Below are 18,976 nucleotides of genomic sequence, written 5' to 3'. Positions count from 1 at the left end.
CCCCCCAGGCGCGGCAGGGATGAGCAACCGTGGCACCGGACGCTCAGGTTGCTTTTCCGCAGGCCCGTCTTCTCGAGAACTCCCAGATCGACAACAGAACTCGGCGCGCTACGCAATTGCACGTTGGCTGCGAGCGATGTCCAGGCCGAAGGCGAAGAGATTGGCGAACGGGTGCAAGCCTGCACGCGTGCACGAAGTTGTGTCTCTTGGCCGCTGCGAGTGGAACACGGCCTTTAACGACAGGACCTGAAGGAGACGGATGAAGAGCAGGAAGATTGCGAAGCGGATAGGCCGGGCTGGACAGATGGCACGCGAAAAGGCGCTGGCGAGCGGGCAGGCCCTTAAAGGGCCGCGCGGCTGGATCGTTGTGGGAACACTGGCAGCTTATGCGACGCTCGGCACAAGCCAGCCGGCATTGGCCGCGATTGGCGGAAAGGCTGAGCCAGGCGCGGTAGGCACGGCGGCAACGCTGCCGCTCAAGCGCTTCGACATTGCGGCAGGACCGCTGGATGGGGCAATTGCCGAATACGAAAAGATCACTGGAATAAAAGTAAAGGTGGTGTTGCCTTCTGGGACACTCGCCGGATTTACCACGCAGGGCGTGCATGGGCTGTATCGCGAAGATGAGGCGATGCAGATGCTGTTAAAAGACACAGGATTGAACTATCGCACCGAAGATGCAACGACAATTGCCGTTGGCGTGCAGGCAAGCGACACCGTATCGGTAACAGCCTCGGCAGCGGATTCGGTGAGCATGGACAAGTTCACCGAACCGTTGCTGGAGACGCCGCAGAGCATCAATGTAGTGCCGAATTTTGTGTTGCAGGACCAGGGCGTTTCGACGCTGCGAGATACGCTGCGCAACGTGCCCGGTATCAGCCTGGCGGCAGGCGAGTCGGGCGCGCAGGGCGACAATCTCACCATTCGCGGATTCACTGCGCGCAACGACATCTTTCTCGATGGCATTCGCGATTTCGGCAGTTATTATCGCGATGCGTTCAACTATGAGCAGGTAGACGTTTTGGAAGGGCCCTCAGGCGTCCAGTTTGGACGCGGTTCGACCGGTGGTGTCATTAATCAGGAGAGCAAGGTTCCCGGCGCCAGCCAATTCGTGCATGTCGATACACAGTTCGGCACCGATCTCAATCGAAGGCTGACGCTCGATGCAAATACTCCTCTCTATCCCGAGATGGGTGGCACTGCTTTTCGAGTAAATATGATGGGGCAGGAAAGCGGGGTTGCAGGCCGCGATGGTGCGGAGATTCGCCGCTTCGGACTGGCGCCCTCGGTCTCGGTGGGGCTCGATGACAAGACCCACGCGACACTGAGCTATGAGCACCTGACAGCAGACGATACGCCCGACTATGGATTGCCATGGCAGTTCAATCACCTGTCAGGAGCGAACCGGCACAGCTACTTTGGATTCGCCGACGAGAACTATCTCAAGACGAACGACGACATTCTGACGCTGAAGGTTCAGCACGACTTCCGTCCGGGCTTGAATATTCACACGACCGCGCGTGGCGCGAATTATCCACGGCAGGTACAGATTACCGAGTCTCAGATATGTTCGAATGCAAGCCAGAGCGTGCCAGTAGGGACGGTGGTTTCGGCGCTGCCAACGCTGGCCTACAACTCTACGATTGCCTGTCCTTATGACGCGAACACGCCGGCAAGCGAGATCGGTGTTGTGAATCGCAATCAGATCCAGGTGAAGAGCGTCGAGACGGATCTCTGGGATCAGACCGAGATAGCCGCTGACTTTAAGATCCATGGCATTCGCAACGATCTTGTCGCAGGCGTTGAGGGTGGACAGGAGACTTCCAACCCCATCCGCTACAGCTACAGCCAGCCCTATACGAGCAGCAGCGGAGCGACGGGCACGATCAATTCTGTTCCTTACACGACTCTTCTCGATCCCAACGAAGCACAGCCGTTTTCAGGCAATGGTTACATCAGTTCCGTGGTGCACACCAAGGCAGACAGCACAGGCATCTATTTCGTCGATACGATGAAGTTAGGGCATCTCTTCGAGTTGAGTGGCGGCGCTCGATGGGATTACTTCAATGCCGACTATCACGTGTACACGCCAGTCGTGCCAACCTCCAGCGCGCCGGCAGCTTTTGTCTCATTGAGCCGTCTAGATAAGCAGCCCACGTACCGCGCAGCTTTTGTTTACAAGCCCTCCTCGCATGGCAGCGTCTATTTTGATTGGGGCACAAGCTTCGATCCCGATGCTGAGTCATTGAGCCTGAGCGCGGGCCTCGTCAACGGCAACGTAAAGCCGGAAGAGAACGAGACCTATGAAGGCGGCGCAAAGTGGAGCTTCCTTAACGAGCGGCTGATGATGGAGGGGGCGGTCTTTCGCACGGAGAAAGACAATGCGCACGAGACCGATCCCACCAACTCCAATGACATCGTGGCTGCGGGTAATCAGCTCGTGAAAGGCGTGCAGCTGAGCGTCGTTGGTAGGTTGCCGGAGGGTATGGACCTGGTAGCAGGCTATGCGTACCTCGACAGCGACGTGATCTATTCGCAATTCTTTCCTGCCGCGGTTGGATATCCCCTGGCAAACGTGCCGAAGCAGACGTTCAATCTGTTCGTGACACACCGGTTGCCGTGGAGGCTAGATGGTGGCCTCGGCGGTAATTATGTGGGCGGCAGAACGGCCAGTTCGACGGTGCCGTATGTGCCGACATCGTATGCTCCGAATCCGAATGGAGCAGGGTATATTGTGACGAGCGTGGCGATGAAACAGGTGCCTGGCTACTGGATCTTTAACGCGATGCTTAAGCGATCGCTGGGAGAGAAGTTTGACTTCCAGGTAAATGTGAACAATCTTCTGAATCGCTACTACATTGACCTGCCACATCCGAGCCATTTGATTCCAGGGGCCGGAGCCAACGCGCAGTTCGGACTGAACTTCAAGTTCTAGCAGCGGAGAAAACGATATGTTGATTACGATTACGGATGTTTTAACAAAGGATGAGCTTGAGCAGGGGCGAGCTGCGTTAGAGGCTGCCAGTTGGATTGATGGCAAGGTAACGGCCGGCTATCAGGCGCAGACGGTGAAGGAAAATCTGCAGCTATCTGAGGGGCATCCGGTGGCAGTGAAACTGGGTGAGATGGTGCTGGCCGCGCTGGCGCGCTCTCCGCTCTTTATGTCGGCCGCGCTCCCGCTGAAGGTGTTTCCGCCGATGTTCAATCGGTACACCGGCGGCGGTCACTTCGGCACGCATGTGGATACGGCGATCCGCGCAATGGCCTCCACGGGCCAGCGGATCAGGACTGATATTTCAGCGACGCTGTTCTTCTCTACGCCGGATGAGTATGACGGCGGCGAGTTGCTGGTCGAAGATACCTATGGTGTGCATAGCGTGAAGCTGCATGCGGGACACATGGTGCTGTATCCAGCAACGAGCCTGCATCGTGTAACGCCTGTGACGCGTGGCGCGCGACTGGCTTCGTTCTTTTGGATACAGAGCATGATTCGAAGCGACGGAGACCGCACACTGTTGTACGATCTCGACACCGCCATTCAGAAGCTAGCGAAGGAAGTACCGGGCAATTCTGCAGGCGTGCAACTGACCGGCGTGTATCACAATCTGTTGCGGCGCTGGGCTGAGATGTAGTTCGCGCAGGCTGCGTTCTTTCCGACCTAAAATCTTCTTTCCTCTGGCGGCGGTGCGGGGCTACTTTCCTTGCGCCGCCGCGTCTTTTCTTTCGGCTTTTCTGTGCATTGAGGTTGCTTCGGGATAAAAACCGTTGAGCGATTGATCTGCGTGGGAACTTTTTTGCAGCTCAGCGTAATCATGGATGACTATGTGGAACTGGCTCGGGAGCAGGCAGCTTAGAGCGGAGACGAGCGATGCGGAACTGCATCGGGCTGCGCTGGCTGGAAGCACGGATGCGATGGCTGCTCTCTACCGGCGTCATGGCGGGCTGATCTACCGCTTCACGCTGCGCATGAGCTGCGATGCGACGGTGGCAGAAGAGATTACGCAGGAAGTCTTTCTTGCGCTGCTCAGCCAGCCTGAACGATTCGATCCGGAGCGAGCTGCGTTGCCGACATGGTTGTGTGGGATTGCGCGAAGGCAGCTTTGGAAGCACTACGAGAAAACCGGCAGGCAAAGTCTGGCGGACGACGATGAGGAGCTAGTTGAACCTGCTGCAGACGATGACAGTCCGGTGGAGTTGCTGTTACGAAGCGAAGCTGTCGCCGCCGTGCAGAGCGCTATCAATACGCTGCCGGCGGAGTTGAGAGAAGTGATCGTGTTGTGCGCGCTGGAAGAGATGAGCTATGAGCAGACGGCAGAAGCGATGGCGGTTCCGGTTGGAACGGTGCGCTCGCGGCTGCATCGGGCAAAGCTGAGGCTGGCTCGCGCGCTACGTAGCGATATGGCAGGTGTCAGTGAGCGCACGGTATTGCGAAGGAGAACTCAATGAGATTGGAAGACGAGTTCGATGATTTGTTGCGGGAGGTCGGGCGTGAGCATCGCGCGATTGAGCCGCCCGAGCGGCTGGAGCCTGCGCTGCTGGCGAAAATGCGGGAGTTGCAGGTAAATGCAAAGCGCGAGCAGTCAACTGCCATGGCACGGCGCGCGTGGGCCTGGGGTGCGGCAGCAGTACTGGCGGGACTGGCTGTGTGGGGCACCATTGTTTGGCGTTCGCATTCGTGGAAGAGTCCTGAGGCAACGATCAAGGCGACGCCACATGAGCTGCAGAATCGAACGCCCAGAGCGGATGCGCATGCGGCAGTGGAACAGGTGATACAGCCTGCGCATCGCGATGTGGACCAGATGCAAGAGAGGCGTCGGGCTGTACACGAAACAGCGCACGAGGTGGCGCTTGCGGCGCATACAGGCAGCCTCGATGTATTCATTCCGCTGCCGACTAGTGAGGGGCTGCCGCCGGCGAATCAGTTAAGTCTGGTGCGAGTGACATTAACGGGAAGTGACCTGCAGCAGTATGGCCTGCAGGCTCCTCCAGATGCGGCGGCAAGAAGCCTGCTGGCGGAGTTTGTGGTTGGTGAGGATGGACTGCCGCGCGCTATTCGCATTGTGCAGTGAAGGTTGTTAGGGAACGCGGTAAATAGGAATCAATTCAAACGAGAAGGGATGGGACGGGAGATGAGTGGAATTCGCATGGGTCGAGTAAGTGCGCCGTTGATGCTGGCGGCGCTGAGTGCGGCGGCGATGGCTGGCATGGCCTCGCGGGCCGTGGCGCAGGAGGATGCGGGACAGCAGGCGAAGCATGCGGCGGAATTGGCCGCGGTGATTCCCGATGGCAACGGTCCTGAGCTACAGGAGGCGAACCAGAAGGTGACGCTGGAGCTGGTTGCTGCGGATGCGGCGATAGTGAAGGGCAAGCCGTATTCGGCGGACACTTCGACAGAAACGGTGCAGACGCTTAGCGATGGAAACCGGATCGTGCATCGGACGGTGAGCAAGTTTGCTCGTGACAGCGAGGGAAGGACACGGCGCGAGGAGACGTTCGGCAATGTGGATCCGGCGCACCCCACACCACATGAGGTAAAGGTGTTCATCGATGATCCGGTTGCGGAAACGGCATACGTGTTGGATCCAGGGTCGAAGACAGCGGAGAAGGTACGTCGGTCGCCGCTCTTTTTAAGCGAGCGCAATAGCGATGACGACGGGGCGCGGGTCATGTCGAAGTCAGTTGCCGAGAAGGAGCAATTGGGCTCGGGAAATCAGAAGATGATGATCCAATTCAGGGACGATCATTCCGGAAACCCGAATGTGCTGGTAGTCCAGAGGGATAACGAAAAGCGCGGCGAGACGAAAGAGGACCTTGGCGTGCGCTCGATAGCAGGCGTTGACTGCAATGGCACGAAGCACACGATCACGATTCCGGCTGGAGAAGTCGGCAATGAGAAGCCTATCGAGATTGTGACAGAGACCTGGTATGCGCCATCGATTGACGCGGTGGTGCTGTCGACGACGGACGATCCGAGGTATGGGCAAACGACCTACAAGCTCGACAATCTGCAGACAACAGAGCCTTTAGTAGAGCTGTTTACGCCGCCGTCCAGCTACGCGCTCTCAACCCGAAAATAAAGTGTCTCAATGGGAAATCTCGGGAGGGCTGAGGCCCTCCCCATTTTTTTGTTTACGCGAGAGATTTCTGAAGCACAGCGATAACCTCGCTCCAGGAAACCGGAGCCTGGTGCATCGCGTAGACGGTTTTCACCTGCAGGTGTTCGTGTTCGACCGCTTGCTGTACTTCGCGAAACAGTTCGGGATCATAGAGCGTGTGATCTGGATTGAGAACAAGAGTATCGCTGGCATACAGAAGCTGATGTTCAGGAAAGTAGACCATGTACTGACGTTCCGTCGAAGCGCCGCGCAGGGGATACAGGATCATACGATTGGGACCAGCGCCAATCTCAGTGCGGCCAGAGACGATGTGCCAGTTCGCCTGTTTCTTTGATTTAGCCAGCGCATCGGGATCGAGAGTGTGCGGAGCGGCAACGATGCGATCGAGAAGCGGCTTATTCAGATCGAGAATGTAGACGGGAAGCCCTTCCGCAACGTCATAGCGAACACCGCCCGTATGCGGCCATGAGTCAGATGTGGAGAGAATCGCCGCAATGTTCTGTTCCGGATACCGCTTTCTGGCTTCATCAAAGATACCCTGCGTGAAGGTGCCGGAGATGGGCGTCTCCAGGATGACGATGCCATCGTTCTGCTTCACAATAGTGGTGTTCCATGAGCCTTGAAAGAGATCGATGCCGGGTGCAAGTTGTTGACTGTTTGCAGCGCTGAAAGGACGATTCCAGCCTTTGGATTGCAGGCTTTGTGCCGCGGCTTTGGCGTCGATGTTGAAGTCCTTATCATCCGATGCCGCGTTGAACTCAATATCGAGAGCCTGTGTTGAGTTCCATAAAATGCCGTTTCGCTCAGTGATCTGATTGCTTGGGTATTCGATGCCCTGCACGAGACGCCAGTTATCGAAATAAACGCGTTGCTGAACATCGCCCCAGTAAAACCAGAAATCGCGGAACTGTTGCGTGGTCTCGACCGCATCCGGAAGATGGTTAAAGCGGTTGACGAGGACTTTGACAGGGGTCTTGTTCCACGTAAACGCGAGAACGGTGTGAGGCGTGGAGCGCAGAGATTCGGTTGCCGCGTAGTGCAGGTCGGTTGCCTCGGCTGCGGTGAGCAAAACGGCTTCCGGCGATAGTGCAAGTGCATCGCGTGTCGCATCGAGGTCGGAAGCGCCACAAGGCGCGTCTTTCGTTCCAAAGCGATAGACTCCGCCCGCCGGCGTAACGATGAGCGTGACGTCAGAGTCAGCGCCTTTGAGATCGGCCTCAGGCCAGACGGAGTGCTGCTTTTGCATGAGACGCTGATGCTCATGATCGATGACGATCTGGTCGCGCTCGTACGAGGTGATGAATGGAGCCTGACGGTACGACTGTTCCACAAGCGCGGTGTGTGCGATGACATCGAGCTTGAGATTGTGAATTGCAGCGAGACGATCGCGGCCGCCCATGGCCTCAATCGCGAGATTTAAACACTGCTTTGGCTCAAGGCCATCGCAACCAGGAGATTGGATTGCAGACTGGGAATGAGGTGCTGGATTTGAAGCAGCAGCCCCGAGCGCAACGCTGACTGCAGATGCAGTCGAAGGCATAGCGGTCAATACGAGAGGAGCAGTAGAGATGCACAAAACGAAGAGGGATCGACGTATGGGGAAAGTGAACATGGAGCATCCTCAAAGTCAGATGGAAGACAAGATAGCAGACGCCGGAACGTTACCGCCGGTAAGCGGTGGTCAGTAAGAAAAGAGAGCGTTGACGAGCCAATTTAGCTGAAGATCGCCTTTTTATGGGCAGGCTAAGCAATGGTAAAACGCAAGAATGGGAGAGCCATAAGCTCCCCCATTCTGATGCGGTATAGGTAACGGAATCAGTTGCGGCGTTGCAGTTTGCCGAGGAGATTGAGGATCTCCATATAGAGCCACACCAGCGTGACCATGATGCCAAATGCACCGTACCACTCCATGTACTTGGGCACGCCGTACTGCACTCCCTGCTCGATAAACGCGAAGTCGAGTACGAGGTTAAAAGCCGCAATTGCAACGATGACGAGGCTGATGCCGATGCCGAGCGGCCCTGACCCATTGACCGCTGCGAGATGAATGCCGAAGAAACCGAGGATCATCTCTGCCATGTAAAACAGGAAGACGCCGCCTGTTGCCGCGAGCACGCCCATGTAGAAGCGCTGCGTCACCTTGATAATGCGCGTGGTGTAAAGCAGCAGCATCACGAAGAGCGTGGCGAACGTCAGTCCGACAGCCTGAATGGCGATGCCGGGATAACGGATCTCAAACATCGCCGATACGCCGCCGAGCACGAGGCCTTCGAGCAGCGCATAGGCAGGCGCGGTAACGCCGGCCCATTCCTTCTTAAAAATGGTCACCAGGCAGGCGATCAGCCCGCCGAAGACGCCGAGCATCATCAGGCCGGCGACGGAAGCAGGATCGCCGGTGGAAAAGAAACGGAACCAGGTATAACCAGCCGTTGCCAGGGCGCATACCAGCAGTATGCCGGTCTTGTTCACGGTACCGTTCAGCGTCATGCGCGCCGTTACGTCGCCGTATCCACCATAACCGGCGACATTGCGAAAGGTGTTCGCTCCCAAGGCCGGGTTTGAAGTCTTCATCAGTTGAGGCATTGCCAATTCTCCCGGCACTCGTGTTCCCGCGCCATGGCTTATGGACGAGCGCCATGCAGGAACGAGTGCCCTACTACTAATGATACGCGCCGAAGAAGAAAGTTGCGTCTCACGTCTCCCTTGCGCGGCGTACAGGTTAGGCTACGCAGAAGTTGTCATGAGCGTTCCGGCGAGTTGTGCGGAATTGGACGATCTCAGGCAGGAAGCATCTATTTTTCAGCCGTTTACGTGCGGAACGGGTCAGCTAAGCAACATGTCACTCTCGATGAGCTGAACGCCCGTAGCGGCGAACTCCTGGCGGGTCGCATCGACGGTGCCGGGCAGGTTGACGGAGCGGCAAGCGTCCTCGATGACCAGCGCTTCAAAGCCGGCCCGGACCGCGTCAATAGCAGAGAACCTGACGCAGAAATCGAAGGCCAGCCCGGCGAGAAAAATACGTTGGAAGCCGCGTTCGCGCAGGTAGCCGGCAAGACCGGTTGTGGTGGTTTTATCGTTCTCAAAGAAAGCGGAGTAAGAGTCGATGTTGGCGCGAAAGCCTTTGCGCAGAATCAGTTCGGCGCGCGTTAGTTCGAGACTTGGGTGAAACTCCGCACCGGGCATTCCCTGCACACAGTGATCGGGCCACAGCGTCTGTTGCCCGTAAGAGACTTCGAGCTGACTATAGGCATCTTTGTTATGCGTGGAGGCAAAGGATTGATGATTGGCCGGATGCCAGTCCTGCGTGAGCACGATGTGTTCGAATCGAGGCGCCAGCTGGTTGATAAGCGGAACGACTGCGTCACCTTCGTTGATGGCCAGTGCGCCACCGGGGCAGAAGTCACGCTGCACATCGATAACGAGCAAGAGGTCAGTCGATTGAATTCCGCTTTCGAGAGGCACAGTTTTTATCGCTTTCAGTGGCCGGGATATGCAGCTTTCGTGACATAGGTCATAATTCCGCTGCCTGTTATGATTCTAGCCATTCCGATCCTGAGTGCATGCGGGCTGTTTGTGCAACGAGAACATGACTCAGCCGTGCCACGCAGCATCCACTTAATTTTGATTAGTCAGCGAAAGAGGGACACCCTTGCGTCAACCTTATGGCTCTGGACTGCATCCGTCGCCGCGTGGAGTGAAGGCGCGAGCGCACTGGCTGCGCTGGAAGGCAGGCAGAGCGATCAAGAAAGGATTGCTGCGGCCGCTGAATCGTGTAGGCCTCAGTCAGGCCATGATCGAGAAGGTTATCTGGGCCAAAGATCGCATTGGGCAAGAGGTAAAGAATTATCGGGTTTTTCATCCCGCACAGACAGTGAAGATTGCGGATACGCCACACGAAATGGAGTTCCTGCAGACCGTTCGCGCATATCGTACCGGCAGTCTCGGACTCGATGAAGTGTTTGTCTGCGAGGTTTCACCTGCGATGTTTTATCCATATCTCGGCGTTGTCGCGAACGAGTCGTTTGAGGTCTTCGGCGATTCCGTGCTGCTGCCGCATCGTTTTGAAACCAGCGATATATACATGAGCTTTCGCCCACGCCAGGTTGACCGGCGAAGCGGCCCTGTCTCCAGCATTCAGCGCATTGATTCTTACAGCTTCTGGCACTGGTTTGCCGATTGTCTTCCGCAGATCATCACGCTGGAGCGCTACATGCAAGGCGAGCCGCTGACACTGCTGATGGGAGACAACCTCGGCGGCTTCCAACGCGAAACTCTGAAACTGATGCTGCCGGAAACCATGCAGGTAGAGTTTGTTCCGGCTGAGCGTTGGATTGCGACGGATCGGTTCATTCTTCCTTCGTATCTTTCCGGCAGGCGCAGCGGCTATATCCATCCGGGCTATTACGAGGAGATCCGCTGCAGAATCGCCAAGGGAGTCGGACTTCCGGAGTTAGTCGCAAAGCCGGATCTGCGTATCTACCTGTCGCGCGGCACGGCAGGGCGTAGAAGAGTGCTTAATGAATCGGAGCTTGTGCAGCTTCTGGAGCGCTACGGATTCCAGACCGCCTTTCCTGAGCGCCTCTCCATGCGCGAGCAGGTAGAGCTTTTTCAACGCGCCGAAGCAATCGTCGCTCCACACGGCGGCGCGCTTGGCGGGATGGTCTTCTCCACGCACGCAAAACTTCTGGTGCTTTACCCCGAGAAGCATCCCGGAGAATACTTCTACACCATGGCCCGCAGCCTTGGGCTGGAACACTACGGTGTCACTGGAAACTGGGAAGGCGGCGAGGATTCAGTCGAGGATTTCGCAGTTGACCTCAATCGGATTGAAGAGTTGCTTGCTGGCCCGATGGGGCTCAAAACCTGTTAGAAGTCTGCCGGAAACCTGTTAGAAACCTGACATAACTTTATTGTGTTTTAAGTTATCCGCAAATCAACTCCGATCCGTCTCAAAGTCAGGAAGATACGCAGCCATTTGTGCTGGTTGCGTGGTAGTATGCGGATGCGCTGTTGAGGGTGCTTTTTCCCGACGGAAGTTATCAGTGCAAGTCTCTTCCATGGATCGTTGCCCTCCTGGCGGCATTACAAGCGGTTTGATGTTGAGGAGGATGAGACGATGGACCGCACTAGAATAGATCGCTCCAGATGTGTTGCTTTGGCTCTCGCAGGTCTTGCTCTTACAGTTTTGGCCGCTGGCAGCATTTTGCTGCACGCGCAGCAGGTAGTTCCGCCGCCGGGGCTAAACCATCCACACAGCGAGCAACTGGATGCTGGGGCACTGAAACCAATAGGCAACAAGATGCAGCCAATCGATCCCAGGCTTATTCACCTCGATGCACTCGTGACCGATAAGCAGGGAAAACCGGTGACCAATCTGACAGCGCAGGATTTCACTGTATTGGACGCTGGACATCCAGTGACACTGACGGACTTTGCGGCTGACGGAGCCAAGGCCGACGCTATCTCGGCAGTGCTTATTGTCTTCGATACAGTAAACAGTTCGCTCGTTGATACGGCGTACGCGCGCGATCAGGTGATGGAGTATCTCAAGTCCGATGGCGGAAAGCTACACCATCCTGTCGCTCTATTTATGTTCAATGGCGATGGCGCAGTACCGATCGGACAAGAGACAACCGATGGAAATGCCCTTGCCGCTGCGCTGCAGGTTCAAGGTGCGAATCTGCACCCGGTGAGACGCTCTGAAGGCTTTTACGGCGATGAGGAGAAGCTCGATCGATCTTTACGAACGATGGCAATGCTCACGCGTGGTTCAGCTCAGATACCAGGGCGGAAATTGATGTTCTGGGTAAGCCCAGGCTGGCCCTTTCTTGTCGGAACACAAGTGAATCCATCGGGAAAGGCGCTCGATATCTATTTCCAATGGATTGTGCTGATGTCGAACGGGCTGCGCCAAGCACGTGTGACTCTGTTCGACATTGATCCAGTGCGAAATTCGGGCGCGGATCTTTTTCATTGGAATTATTACCGGGAGTATTTGAAGGGCGTTCAGAAACCGAATAACGCAAACGCTGCCAATCTCGCGCTACAGGTACTGGCTGAACAGAGCGGGGGCCGCGCAATCAGCCCTACGAATAAGGATCTCTGGCAGGAGATTGCAAGCAATGTAGCGAGCTATGATTCTGATTACAGCTTCATCTTCAACGGGCCCGAGGCAAAACACCCTGACGAATATCATGCACTCACGGTTAGGGTGAACAACCCAGAGTTGGTTGTACACACGCGTAATGCATATTATGCGGAGTCAAAGTAGTTCGGAGTGGTGCTCAAAGCAGAGGCACAAGGACACGCCATATGCGTACCTTCGTGCCTCTACCCTCATCTATAGCTTCGCGCGGCAACTCATCGAGAACCCGTCGCGCGTTTGCAATGGATTGCAGCGCGATTGTCTTCGCCTCCAGCGCTATCTGCGGTTAAAGTGCGACAAATAAAAGCCTTGACGCACGGTGCGCCGCGCAGCATACTGATCCTTCCTCGATCCAGATCTATTCGCCGGAGCCCAGCATCCGGCGTGATCTCCCGTCAACACCTTCTTTGAATGCAGAAAGGAGCCCGCATGACTCCGTCACGTTTATTGATCCTGGAGATGCAAGGCTTTCTCTTTCTGATGATGGCAACCATCGCGTGGAAGATACTCACGCGCCGCATCCCGCTCTCAGGCCTTCTGATGCATAAGGACTCCGGGGGAAATCTCAGTCCGGGTCGAGTGCAGCTGTTGTTGGCCACCATCACGGCGTGCGGCTCATATCTCGCAGAGGTTGCGAAGTCCACTGATGGAAAGCTGCCCGACGTAAGCGCCAACTGGCTTTATGTTCTTGGAGGCAGCAGCAGTATCTACGTGCTCGAAAAAGCTTGGTCGATGTGGAGCAACCGGAAAGGGAATTAGGAGGAAAGTTATGGGGCAGGCAGTAACAGCATTGGGCACAATCAATTGGGATCCTACGAGCTTAGCTGGATATGTGGCGTGTTTCTTTCTCGGCATGCTCGCTCTTTCCATCATCGTTCTTATCTGGTGGGCGCCGCCTCATAAGCGGCAGATTGACCTGACGCATCTGCTCAACGAGGTTAACGGCCAGGCAAGCATGTCGCGCTTCCAGTTGCTTCTCTTTACTTTCGTTATCGCCATCAGCGTCTTTGAGCTGGTGATGAAGAACGGCGCATTGCCGGATATCCCAGAAGGAGTGCTCACACTCCTGGGCATCAGCGCGACCACCTATGCTGTCGGCAAAGGCATTTCCTACAGCCAGCCGCAAACCCTCGAGCCTGACCCGACTCCAGAAGATGTTATCCGCGCCGAGCAGGCCGCAGCCACTGCTCAGTCCCACGCTGCAGCCGCCCAGCAGGCTGCAGCTGCCGCCGGACAAGCGGCAACGACTGCTCGCGTCGCGCAGGCAACCACCGTCGGCGCCGCTGTCGCCTCCCAGGTCAGTGCCGCTGTCGCAAAAGACGCTGCCGTCGATGCCAATGTCGCAAAAGACGTCAGTGTCGCTGCCGCCACCATTGCTGATGCCAGTACGAATCCGACAGGCGGCAGCAATGCCTCCGGTGAATAGTTTCGCTGTCCATCGTAGCCGGGCAAGTCTTGCCATTCGATGCGGAGTGTCAGCATGACCACACGTAAAACATCGGCGACGCCCGATCCACCGGCGAAGAAGCCCGGCAGCGCTGTTCGCACCATCGCGCCTGTTCTGCCGCTTGCCGTTGCGCTTGCGCATAGCGCTCTTGCGCCTGCGCCCACGCAAGCGCCGCCTGCGGCCACAATCCAGGCCAACGCGACGTTGCCTTTCGTGCCGTCGATCACGCTCTCCAACACGCATTGCGGCGCCGGTACATCGGATTCACCCGCATGTACTGCGCCGTATCCGATGATTCAGAAAGGCCATCCCGTCGACTGGTGGTTTGTCTTCAAGCTCAACTCATCTGTCTTTCCCGGCTGCGGCTCCGGTGTCGATCGTGCCTGTCCCTTCGGCGGCACAGTGCAGCCCTACAAATCCGGATGGGGCCAGCAGTATGTTTCCGCCAGCAGTGAAGAGCCAACGCTCAAACAGGGGGCAGGCTGCGCAGGCGACACGGTCAACGATCCCATCGGCGCGACGTTTGATGAGGTCTACAACGGCAAGTTCAACTACGTCGTCTGGAACGATCAGTTTTATGCCGACCCGCAGATCAAGGGCTGCTCCAGTGGCAACTGCGACGCGCCGTGGGGACACTCCAAAGGCATGCTCGCCTGGAACGATGACGGCGACGGCATGATCATGCAGGTCTCCACGCCATCCTGGCCCGCCTCAGGTAACGCGCAGTCTCCGCGCAAGAGCGACGGCAACACACTCGGCTGCGTCAAGGATGACGATGTGGAAGTGAGCCAGCATTTCTTTGCCCTGCGGCTCAATAAGAACGATGTGGTCGCGGTGCTGCGCGGACTCAACAATGCCAGCGTCGTCACCGATCCAACCAATCAGCAGGTCGTTCACAACGGCGGCCCATCGGATATTCAGCAACTCGCCTCGCAGCTAGGCAAGCTCTCGGCGAGCACCACCTATTTCAACACCACGCTCTCCTCGGGCGTGGAGCTGATCTCTAAGCCATCGAAACTGAATGTGCCGCCATGGCAGCTTGTCTCAGCGCTGCTCGGCAGCGTGCCGTTGCGCACGGCCAACTGGTGGGCTAACCCCGCCATGGACTCGACCGATGCCAACAGTCCTGTTGGATGCTGGAGTCCGTCGCTGCCGAAACCGGGACCAGTCGATATCGCCACCACCGGCACATGGGACGGCAAGACCTTTGCACTCACCGGCGGTGAAGGTGGCAATCACAACCATGCCAAGATCGGCGTTTCGACCGCTGGCGACACGGCCTACAACATCTTCGGCGACATGAACCAGCAAGGCTCGCTCACCGGCAACTGCACCAGCAGCCAGAACGGGCGCGGCGGCATGTTTTTCGTCATGGTGCAACCGCAGTTGGCCGGCAGCCTGAGCAGTCTCATAGCCGGCGGCTCCGCTCCCATAGAACCAGCAGCGAAGTAACATGGCCGAATGAAGAACCGGTTATCCTGGGTTTTTCAAAAGCTCGCTGACACAAGCAAGACGCATACTCATGTGACGCATCTTCGTCTATCGTGCAGACGGCGATGCAGAGTCTCCCGAAAAATCGCAGCCCTTTTGCGGACAATCCCAGCTCTCGATTTTTTGTGTGTGATCCGCCTCTGCGAGATAGAGAGCAGACCCACAGTGAGGACATCTCTCCACCGAGATCCGGGAATCATCGAACTTTCCTTCAATGAAGTCCAGGTAGCCAAGAGAATCCTGGAATACTCGCGTACACTCGGGTCGACTGCAAGCATGATAAGAGCGGATTTCCTCCGCATCTTCTTCCAACATCATTCGCTCCATCGCCGTATGGTGCAGATCGCACAGCGGGGCGAACTGTTGTTTGCATGTCATGGATTGAGATACCAATCCTTTGGAGCGATTCACTACATACAGCGATTTGGGCGAAGCGATAGCTGGTGAAAACTGAAACAGCCGTGGGCGTCTTACGCTTGCTTGACCAGGAAGATATTCTCGCGCTCGACATGCTCGATATCTTGTTCGAGGTTTTCCTTGCGAAATGATCGCGGAAGATCCTTCTCCTCGAATTCAACGCCGGATGCCACAAGATCTCTCGCGGCTTTCTCGAGAGTGGCCCGCTTCGTGATCAATTTTTTCTGAGCCTCTTCGCGGTCTGCAGCGGAGGCAAACTCTACATAGTTTTTCAGGTGGGAAAGCTTGCGATCGTAAAGATCAATCTCTTGATGAAGATCGCGGAGGAAATACTTATCGTTCCGAAGAGCAGGTTTTGCCATGGGATTCCTTTTTCGAGGATGAAAAAGAGGGCGGCCTTGATGACCGCCCTCTTTCAATCAGTTATCTCTTGATCAGGCAATCCTTACGTTCTCTGCCTGGAAGCCCTTAGGGCCCTTGACGACGTTGAAGACCACTGCCTGGCCTTCTTGAAGGCTGCGGAAGCCCTGGCTCTCAATCGCCGAGAAGTGTACAAACACATCATCGCCGTTGGGCCGGCTCAGAAAGCCGAATCCCTTCGCGTCGTTAAACCACTTTACTGTTCCTTGTTCCATTAACTTGTTCCTTTGACAATGTACCGCCGAACTCAATTTGGAATTGGTTGCGAGTAGCGGTTCACGGAACAGGCAAAAAAGACCAGATCGGATTCTTCGATCAACTTACAGCATATACTAATTCGCGTAAAAACCCTAAAAGCAGAAGAAACACGCTTCTCAGCTTGTTCCGTGCGCCCATGTACTCCAAAACAGGCATCTAACCTACGTGCGTATGGGGCGTGAATGAAGACATCTGAAGTCTTACAGGCATGGGCAGCGATTCTTATAGGACGTAAACCTTCTCTTTCCATCGAGATCACCAAAGAGTGCCCGTTGCGTTGCCCTGGTTGTTATGCGTTCGACGCAGCTCATTTGGGAAGCGAAACCGGGCTGCGTGAGCTCTCCGATTTCAAAGGAGCAGAGCTGGTAGCGAAGATTCTGGAGATCGTTGATCGGGAAAAACCGCTCCACGTCTCTCTTGTCGGCGGTGATCCTCTGGTCCGCTACCGCGAGTTGGAAATACTTCTGCCGGAGCTCGATGCCCGTCGGGTGTATACGCAGATCGTCACCAGCGCCTTTCGGCAGATACCGGCGGAGTGGGGCCGATTCAAACGCCTGAACGTTGTGGTGTCTATCGACGGTCTGCAGCCGGAGCATGATGAACGGCGTAAACCAGCCACGTACGATCGCATCCTCAAGAACATCGCTTTCGCGAAAGTAACGATCCACTCGACCATCACGGGTAATATCGCGGGACGCCCTGGCTACCTGGAGGAGTTCCTTCGCTTCTGGAGCGCGCGTCCTGAGATCCATAGGGTCTGGTTCAGCTTTTTCACCCCGCAGCGTGGAGCAACCGGAGAGGAAATATTGACCCCCGAACAGCGCGCATTCGTCGTGCAGGATCTGATGCGTCTGCGTGTGCAATATCCGATCCTGGAGATGCCGGAACCGCTCCTCCGGGAATTTCTCGCTCCTCCCCAAAGCCCGGAAGAGTGCATCTTCGCCAAAACAACGCGCACCATTTCCGCGGATCTGCAAACCAGGATCACCCCCTGCCAGTTCGGAGGGAATCCAAACTGCGCCGAGTGCGGCTGCATCGCCTCCATGGTGCTGGCCGCAGTCGGGCACCATCGTGTGCTCGGACCCCTCACCGCTGGCCATCTGCTCCATGTATCTGACCGCGTCGGAACGTCTTTGCGGGCAGTACGGGAGAAGTTCTCTAGAACCGCTCCCGAGCCGAAAACAGCAGCTTTCAAGATTCTTCAGAATTGACCACAAAGCGCGCGATACGATGCCCGATCAAGTGCCCTGACGAGGTCAACCCTGACAAGGCAAACTATGGTGTATGAGTGCTGCTGATTCCAAGGACACACCATCGCGCATCCAGTTAGGGAAGAGCTGGTTCACTTACTGGGAGCTCCTTACAGCCATACCGTGTGACGCAGCAGGTCTGCTGGCAATCTACTTCGTGCTGATGATGCTACTCTCACCCGGCTGGTCACGCGAGACTCGCGCCGTCATGCTCTATCTTGCGTTTGCTGCGTGCGCAGGCCTGTGCTGCTTCGGCATCTCGGCATGGCTACGCCGCCACGCCACACAGCGAGGATTCAAGCGCACGCGCGGGTCGAAGATCGCATCGCTTCTCTGCGTCGTCCTCCTCGTCGTGCTGGTGTTCTTTCTAGTCGCCATCTTTCTGCCGGGCTAAGCATGGTTGCAGTCAGAAGTACGTTCCCGGCAGGCGGCTCACTTTCATATGAGCCGCCTGTCTCTTTTAAAGCCTCCGCCTCACTTTTCCTTCTCATCGAGAAATGCCTCGACCGCCTCAATGGTGAATTGACCTTTGCAATTCAGCACCACATGACCACAGCCGGGAATGAGGGCCAGTTCTCCCTGGGGCAATAGCTGATAAAGCTCAACAAACTTCTCCGTCTGGTTGTAAGGATCATGATCGCCCGCAATGATCAGTGTCGGAATTTTGATCGACTCGATCTGCTCATCCGTCACATAAACCGGCCCGAGCCACATGGCATTGAGTTTTTCGTTGAACTCAATCCATCGCTCCGGCTGCGGCATCAGCTTCTTGCGCTCCGCCACGAACTGCGGCGAGTCCCGCTCAACATCCGAGGGCTTCGCATTCTTCTGCTCCTCCTGCGCATTGGGAGTCCAATCCGTAAACTTCCTTGGGCCGCCAATCGCCACCAGCCGCCTTACCAGCTCTGGATGAGCGCTTGCGAGCGTATAAGAAGTCACCGCTCCATCGCTGAATCCAAGCACATCAACCTTTTCGCTCGTCTCGTGACGAATAACGGTATAGGCATCGTTGGCAAACAGCGCATACGAAAATGGTTTCGATCCGATCTCCGACTTGCCATGACCGCGCGTAGCAATCGCAATCACACGGCGGTGCTTGCTCATCTCCTGAATCAGTTCGCCAAACTCTTCAATGTATCCGTACAGCCCGCCATGCAGCAGCACCAGCGGAGTTCCACCGCTGCCGTAAGTTTCGTAGTAGATATTCACGTCGTCCACGCGAAGATAATGGCCCGCAGCCGGATTCGCACCGTAGTGGATTGCTTCCGCTCCACTCTGTGCCTGCGCGATGCATGAAAGGAAGACGGCAAAGAGTGCGCACACACTCATCTTCAAAGTTCGATATGTACCCATAAACACTCCCTCGGACGCAGCAGCGTCCAGCGAATATCTCAACGTCCGGGAAGGATCGAGCAGCATCTCTAACTGATTT

General features: G+C 56.3%; 18 protein-coding genes. 12 read left to right on the top strand and 6 right to left on the bottom strand.

The window, feature by feature from the left end; translation table 11 throughout:
• The first annotated feature begins 259 nt into the window (after positions 1-259).
• The 5 genes from OHL22_RS10925 to OHL22_RS10905 all read left to right on the top strand — a co-directional run bounded on the left by OHL22_RS10925 (position 260) and on the right by OHL22_RS10905 (position 6,077).
• Positions 260-2,935: a TonB-dependent siderophore receptor gene (locus OHL22_RS10925; RefSeq protein ID WP_263336832.1), complete on the top strand. Its 2,676-nt coding sequence runs from the start codon at positions 260-262 to the stop codon at positions 2,933-2,935.
• A gap of 16 nt (positions 2,936-2,951) precedes the next feature.
• Complete coding sequence (locus OHL22_RS10920) at positions 2,952-3,632, top strand: Fe2+-dependent dioxygenase (RefSeq protein WP_263336830.1); 681 nt, start codon at positions 2,952-2,954, stop codon at positions 3,630-3,632.
• Positions 3,633-3,822: 190 nt separating this feature from the next.
• On the top strand, positions 3,823-4,446 hold the full coding sequence (locus OHL22_RS10915; RefSeq protein WP_263336828.1) for an RNA polymerase sigma factor: 624 nt from the start codon (positions 3,823-3,825) through the stop codon (positions 4,444-4,446).
• Entirely contained in the window at positions 4,443-5,069 is a 627-nt protein-coding gene (locus tag OHL22_RS10910) for a hypothetical protein (RefSeq protein ID WP_263336825.1), read from the top strand. The genes OHL22_RS10915 and OHL22_RS10910 overlap by 4 nt, the downstream gene beginning before the upstream one ends.
• 75 nt (positions 5,070-5,144) lie before the next feature.
• On the top strand, positions 5,145-6,077 hold the full coding sequence (locus OHL22_RS10905) for a hypothetical protein (RefSeq protein ID WP_263336822.1): 933 nt from the start codon (positions 5,145-5,147) through the stop codon (positions 6,075-6,077).
• Between the two features lie 52 nt (positions 6,078-6,129).
• On the opposite strand, the gene OHL22_RS10900 is transcribed toward OHL22_RS10905, so the two are convergent.
• The 3 genes from OHL22_RS10900 to pncA form a co-directional block, all read right to left on the bottom strand.
• On the bottom strand, positions 6,130-7,515 hold the full coding sequence (locus OHL22_RS10900; RefSeq protein ID WP_263336819.1) for an MBL fold metallo-hydrolase: 1,386 nt from the start codon (positions 7,513-7,515) through the stop codon (positions 6,130-6,132).
• A gap of 416 nt (positions 7,516-7,931) precedes the next feature.
• Positions 7,932-8,699 (bottom strand): Bax inhibitor-1/YccA family protein, encoded by a 768-nt coding sequence (locus OHL22_RS10895; RefSeq protein ID WP_263336816.1) that lies wholly within the window; start codon positions 8,697-8,699, stop codon positions 7,932-7,934.
• Positions 8,700-8,939: 240 nt separating this feature from the next.
• On the bottom strand, positions 8,940-9,578 hold the full coding sequence (gene pncA / locus OHL22_RS10890) for a bifunctional nicotinamidase/pyrazinamidase (RefSeq protein WP_263336813.1): 639 nt from the start codon (positions 9,576-9,578) through the stop codon (positions 8,940-8,942).
• 187 nt (positions 9,579-9,765) lie between these two features.
• Here pncA and OHL22_RS10885 point away from each other — a divergent pair, with 187 nt between their 5' ends.
• From OHL22_RS10885 to OHL22_RS10865, 5 genes are all read left to right on the top strand, one after another.
• Positions 9,766-10,986, top strand: coding sequence for a glycosyltransferase family 61 protein (locus tag OHL22_RS10885; RefSeq protein ID WP_263336810.1), 1,221 nt, complete (start codon positions 9,766-9,768; stop codon positions 10,984-10,986).
• Positions 10,987-11,232: 246 nt separating this feature from the next.
• A complete protein-coding gene (locus tag OHL22_RS10880; RefSeq protein WP_263336808.1) occupies positions 11,233-12,387 on the top strand; it encodes a VWA domain-containing protein in 1,155 nt (384 codons plus the stop codon).
• 303 nt (positions 12,388-12,690) lie between these two features.
• Complete coding sequence (locus OHL22_RS10875) at positions 12,691-13,020, top strand: hypothetical protein (protein ID WP_263336806.1); 330 nt, start codon at positions 12,691-12,693, stop codon at positions 13,018-13,020.
• A 10-nt stretch (positions 13,021-13,030) separates the two neighbouring features.
• On the top strand, positions 13,031-13,687 hold the full coding sequence (locus OHL22_RS10870; RefSeq protein WP_263336803.1) for a hypothetical protein: 657 nt from the start codon (positions 13,031-13,033) through the stop codon (positions 13,685-13,687).
• Positions 13,688-13,741: 54 nt separating this feature from the next.
• Positions 13,742-15,160, top strand: a complete 1,419-nt coding sequence (locus OHL22_RS10865) for a deoxyribonuclease II family protein (RefSeq protein WP_263336801.1) — start codon at positions 13,742-13,744, stop codon at positions 15,158-15,160.
• A 509-nt stretch (positions 15,161-15,669) separates the two neighbouring features.
• On the opposite strand, the gene OHL22_RS10860 is transcribed toward OHL22_RS10865, so the two are convergent.
• Together OHL22_RS10860 and OHL22_RS10855 are read right to left on the bottom strand one after the other, a co-directional pair.
• Positions 15,670-15,978 (bottom strand): hypothetical protein, encoded by a 309-nt coding sequence (locus tag OHL22_RS10860; protein WP_263336799.1) that lies wholly within the window; start codon positions 15,976-15,978, stop codon positions 15,670-15,672.
• Positions 15,979-16,050: 72 nt separating this feature from the next.
• Positions 16,051-16,251 (bottom strand): cold-shock protein, encoded by a 201-nt coding sequence (locus tag OHL22_RS10855; protein ID WP_263336797.1) that lies wholly within the window; start codon positions 16,249-16,251, stop codon positions 16,051-16,053.
• Between the two features lie 225 nt (positions 16,252-16,476).
• Here OHL22_RS10855 and OHL22_RS10850 point away from each other — a divergent pair, with 225 nt between their 5' ends.
• Together OHL22_RS10850 and OHL22_RS10845 are read left to right on the top strand one after the other, a co-directional pair.
• Positions 16,477-17,505 carry a radical SAM protein gene (locus OHL22_RS10850; RefSeq protein ID WP_263336795.1) on the top strand — a complete coding sequence of 343 codons (1,029 nt, stop codon included), beginning with the start codon at positions 16,477-16,479 and terminating at the stop codon, positions 17,503-17,505.
• Between the two features lie 73 nt (positions 17,506-17,578).
• The gene (locus OHL22_RS10845; protein ID WP_263336793.1) at positions 17,579-17,938 is read left to right on the top strand and encodes a hypothetical protein; all 360 of its coding nucleotides are present in this window, start codon (positions 17,579-17,581) and stop codon (positions 17,936-17,938) included.
• Positions 17,939-18,018: 80 nt separating this feature from the next.
• On the opposite strand, the gene OHL22_RS10840 is transcribed toward OHL22_RS10845, so the two are convergent.
• Positions 18,019-18,897, bottom strand: a complete 879-nt coding sequence (locus OHL22_RS10840) for an alpha/beta fold hydrolase (protein WP_263336789.1) — start codon at positions 18,895-18,897, stop codon at positions 18,019-18,021.
• Positions 18,898-18,976 lie beyond the last annotated feature (79 nt).

The sequence above is a fragment of the Acidicapsa dinghuensis genome (genome assembly GCF_025685685.1).
GTDB lineage: Bacteria > Acidobacteriota > Terriglobia > Terriglobales > Acidobacteriaceae > Acidicapsa > Acidicapsa dinghuensis.
This window is presented reverse-complemented; position numbering and strand designations above follow the sequence as displayed.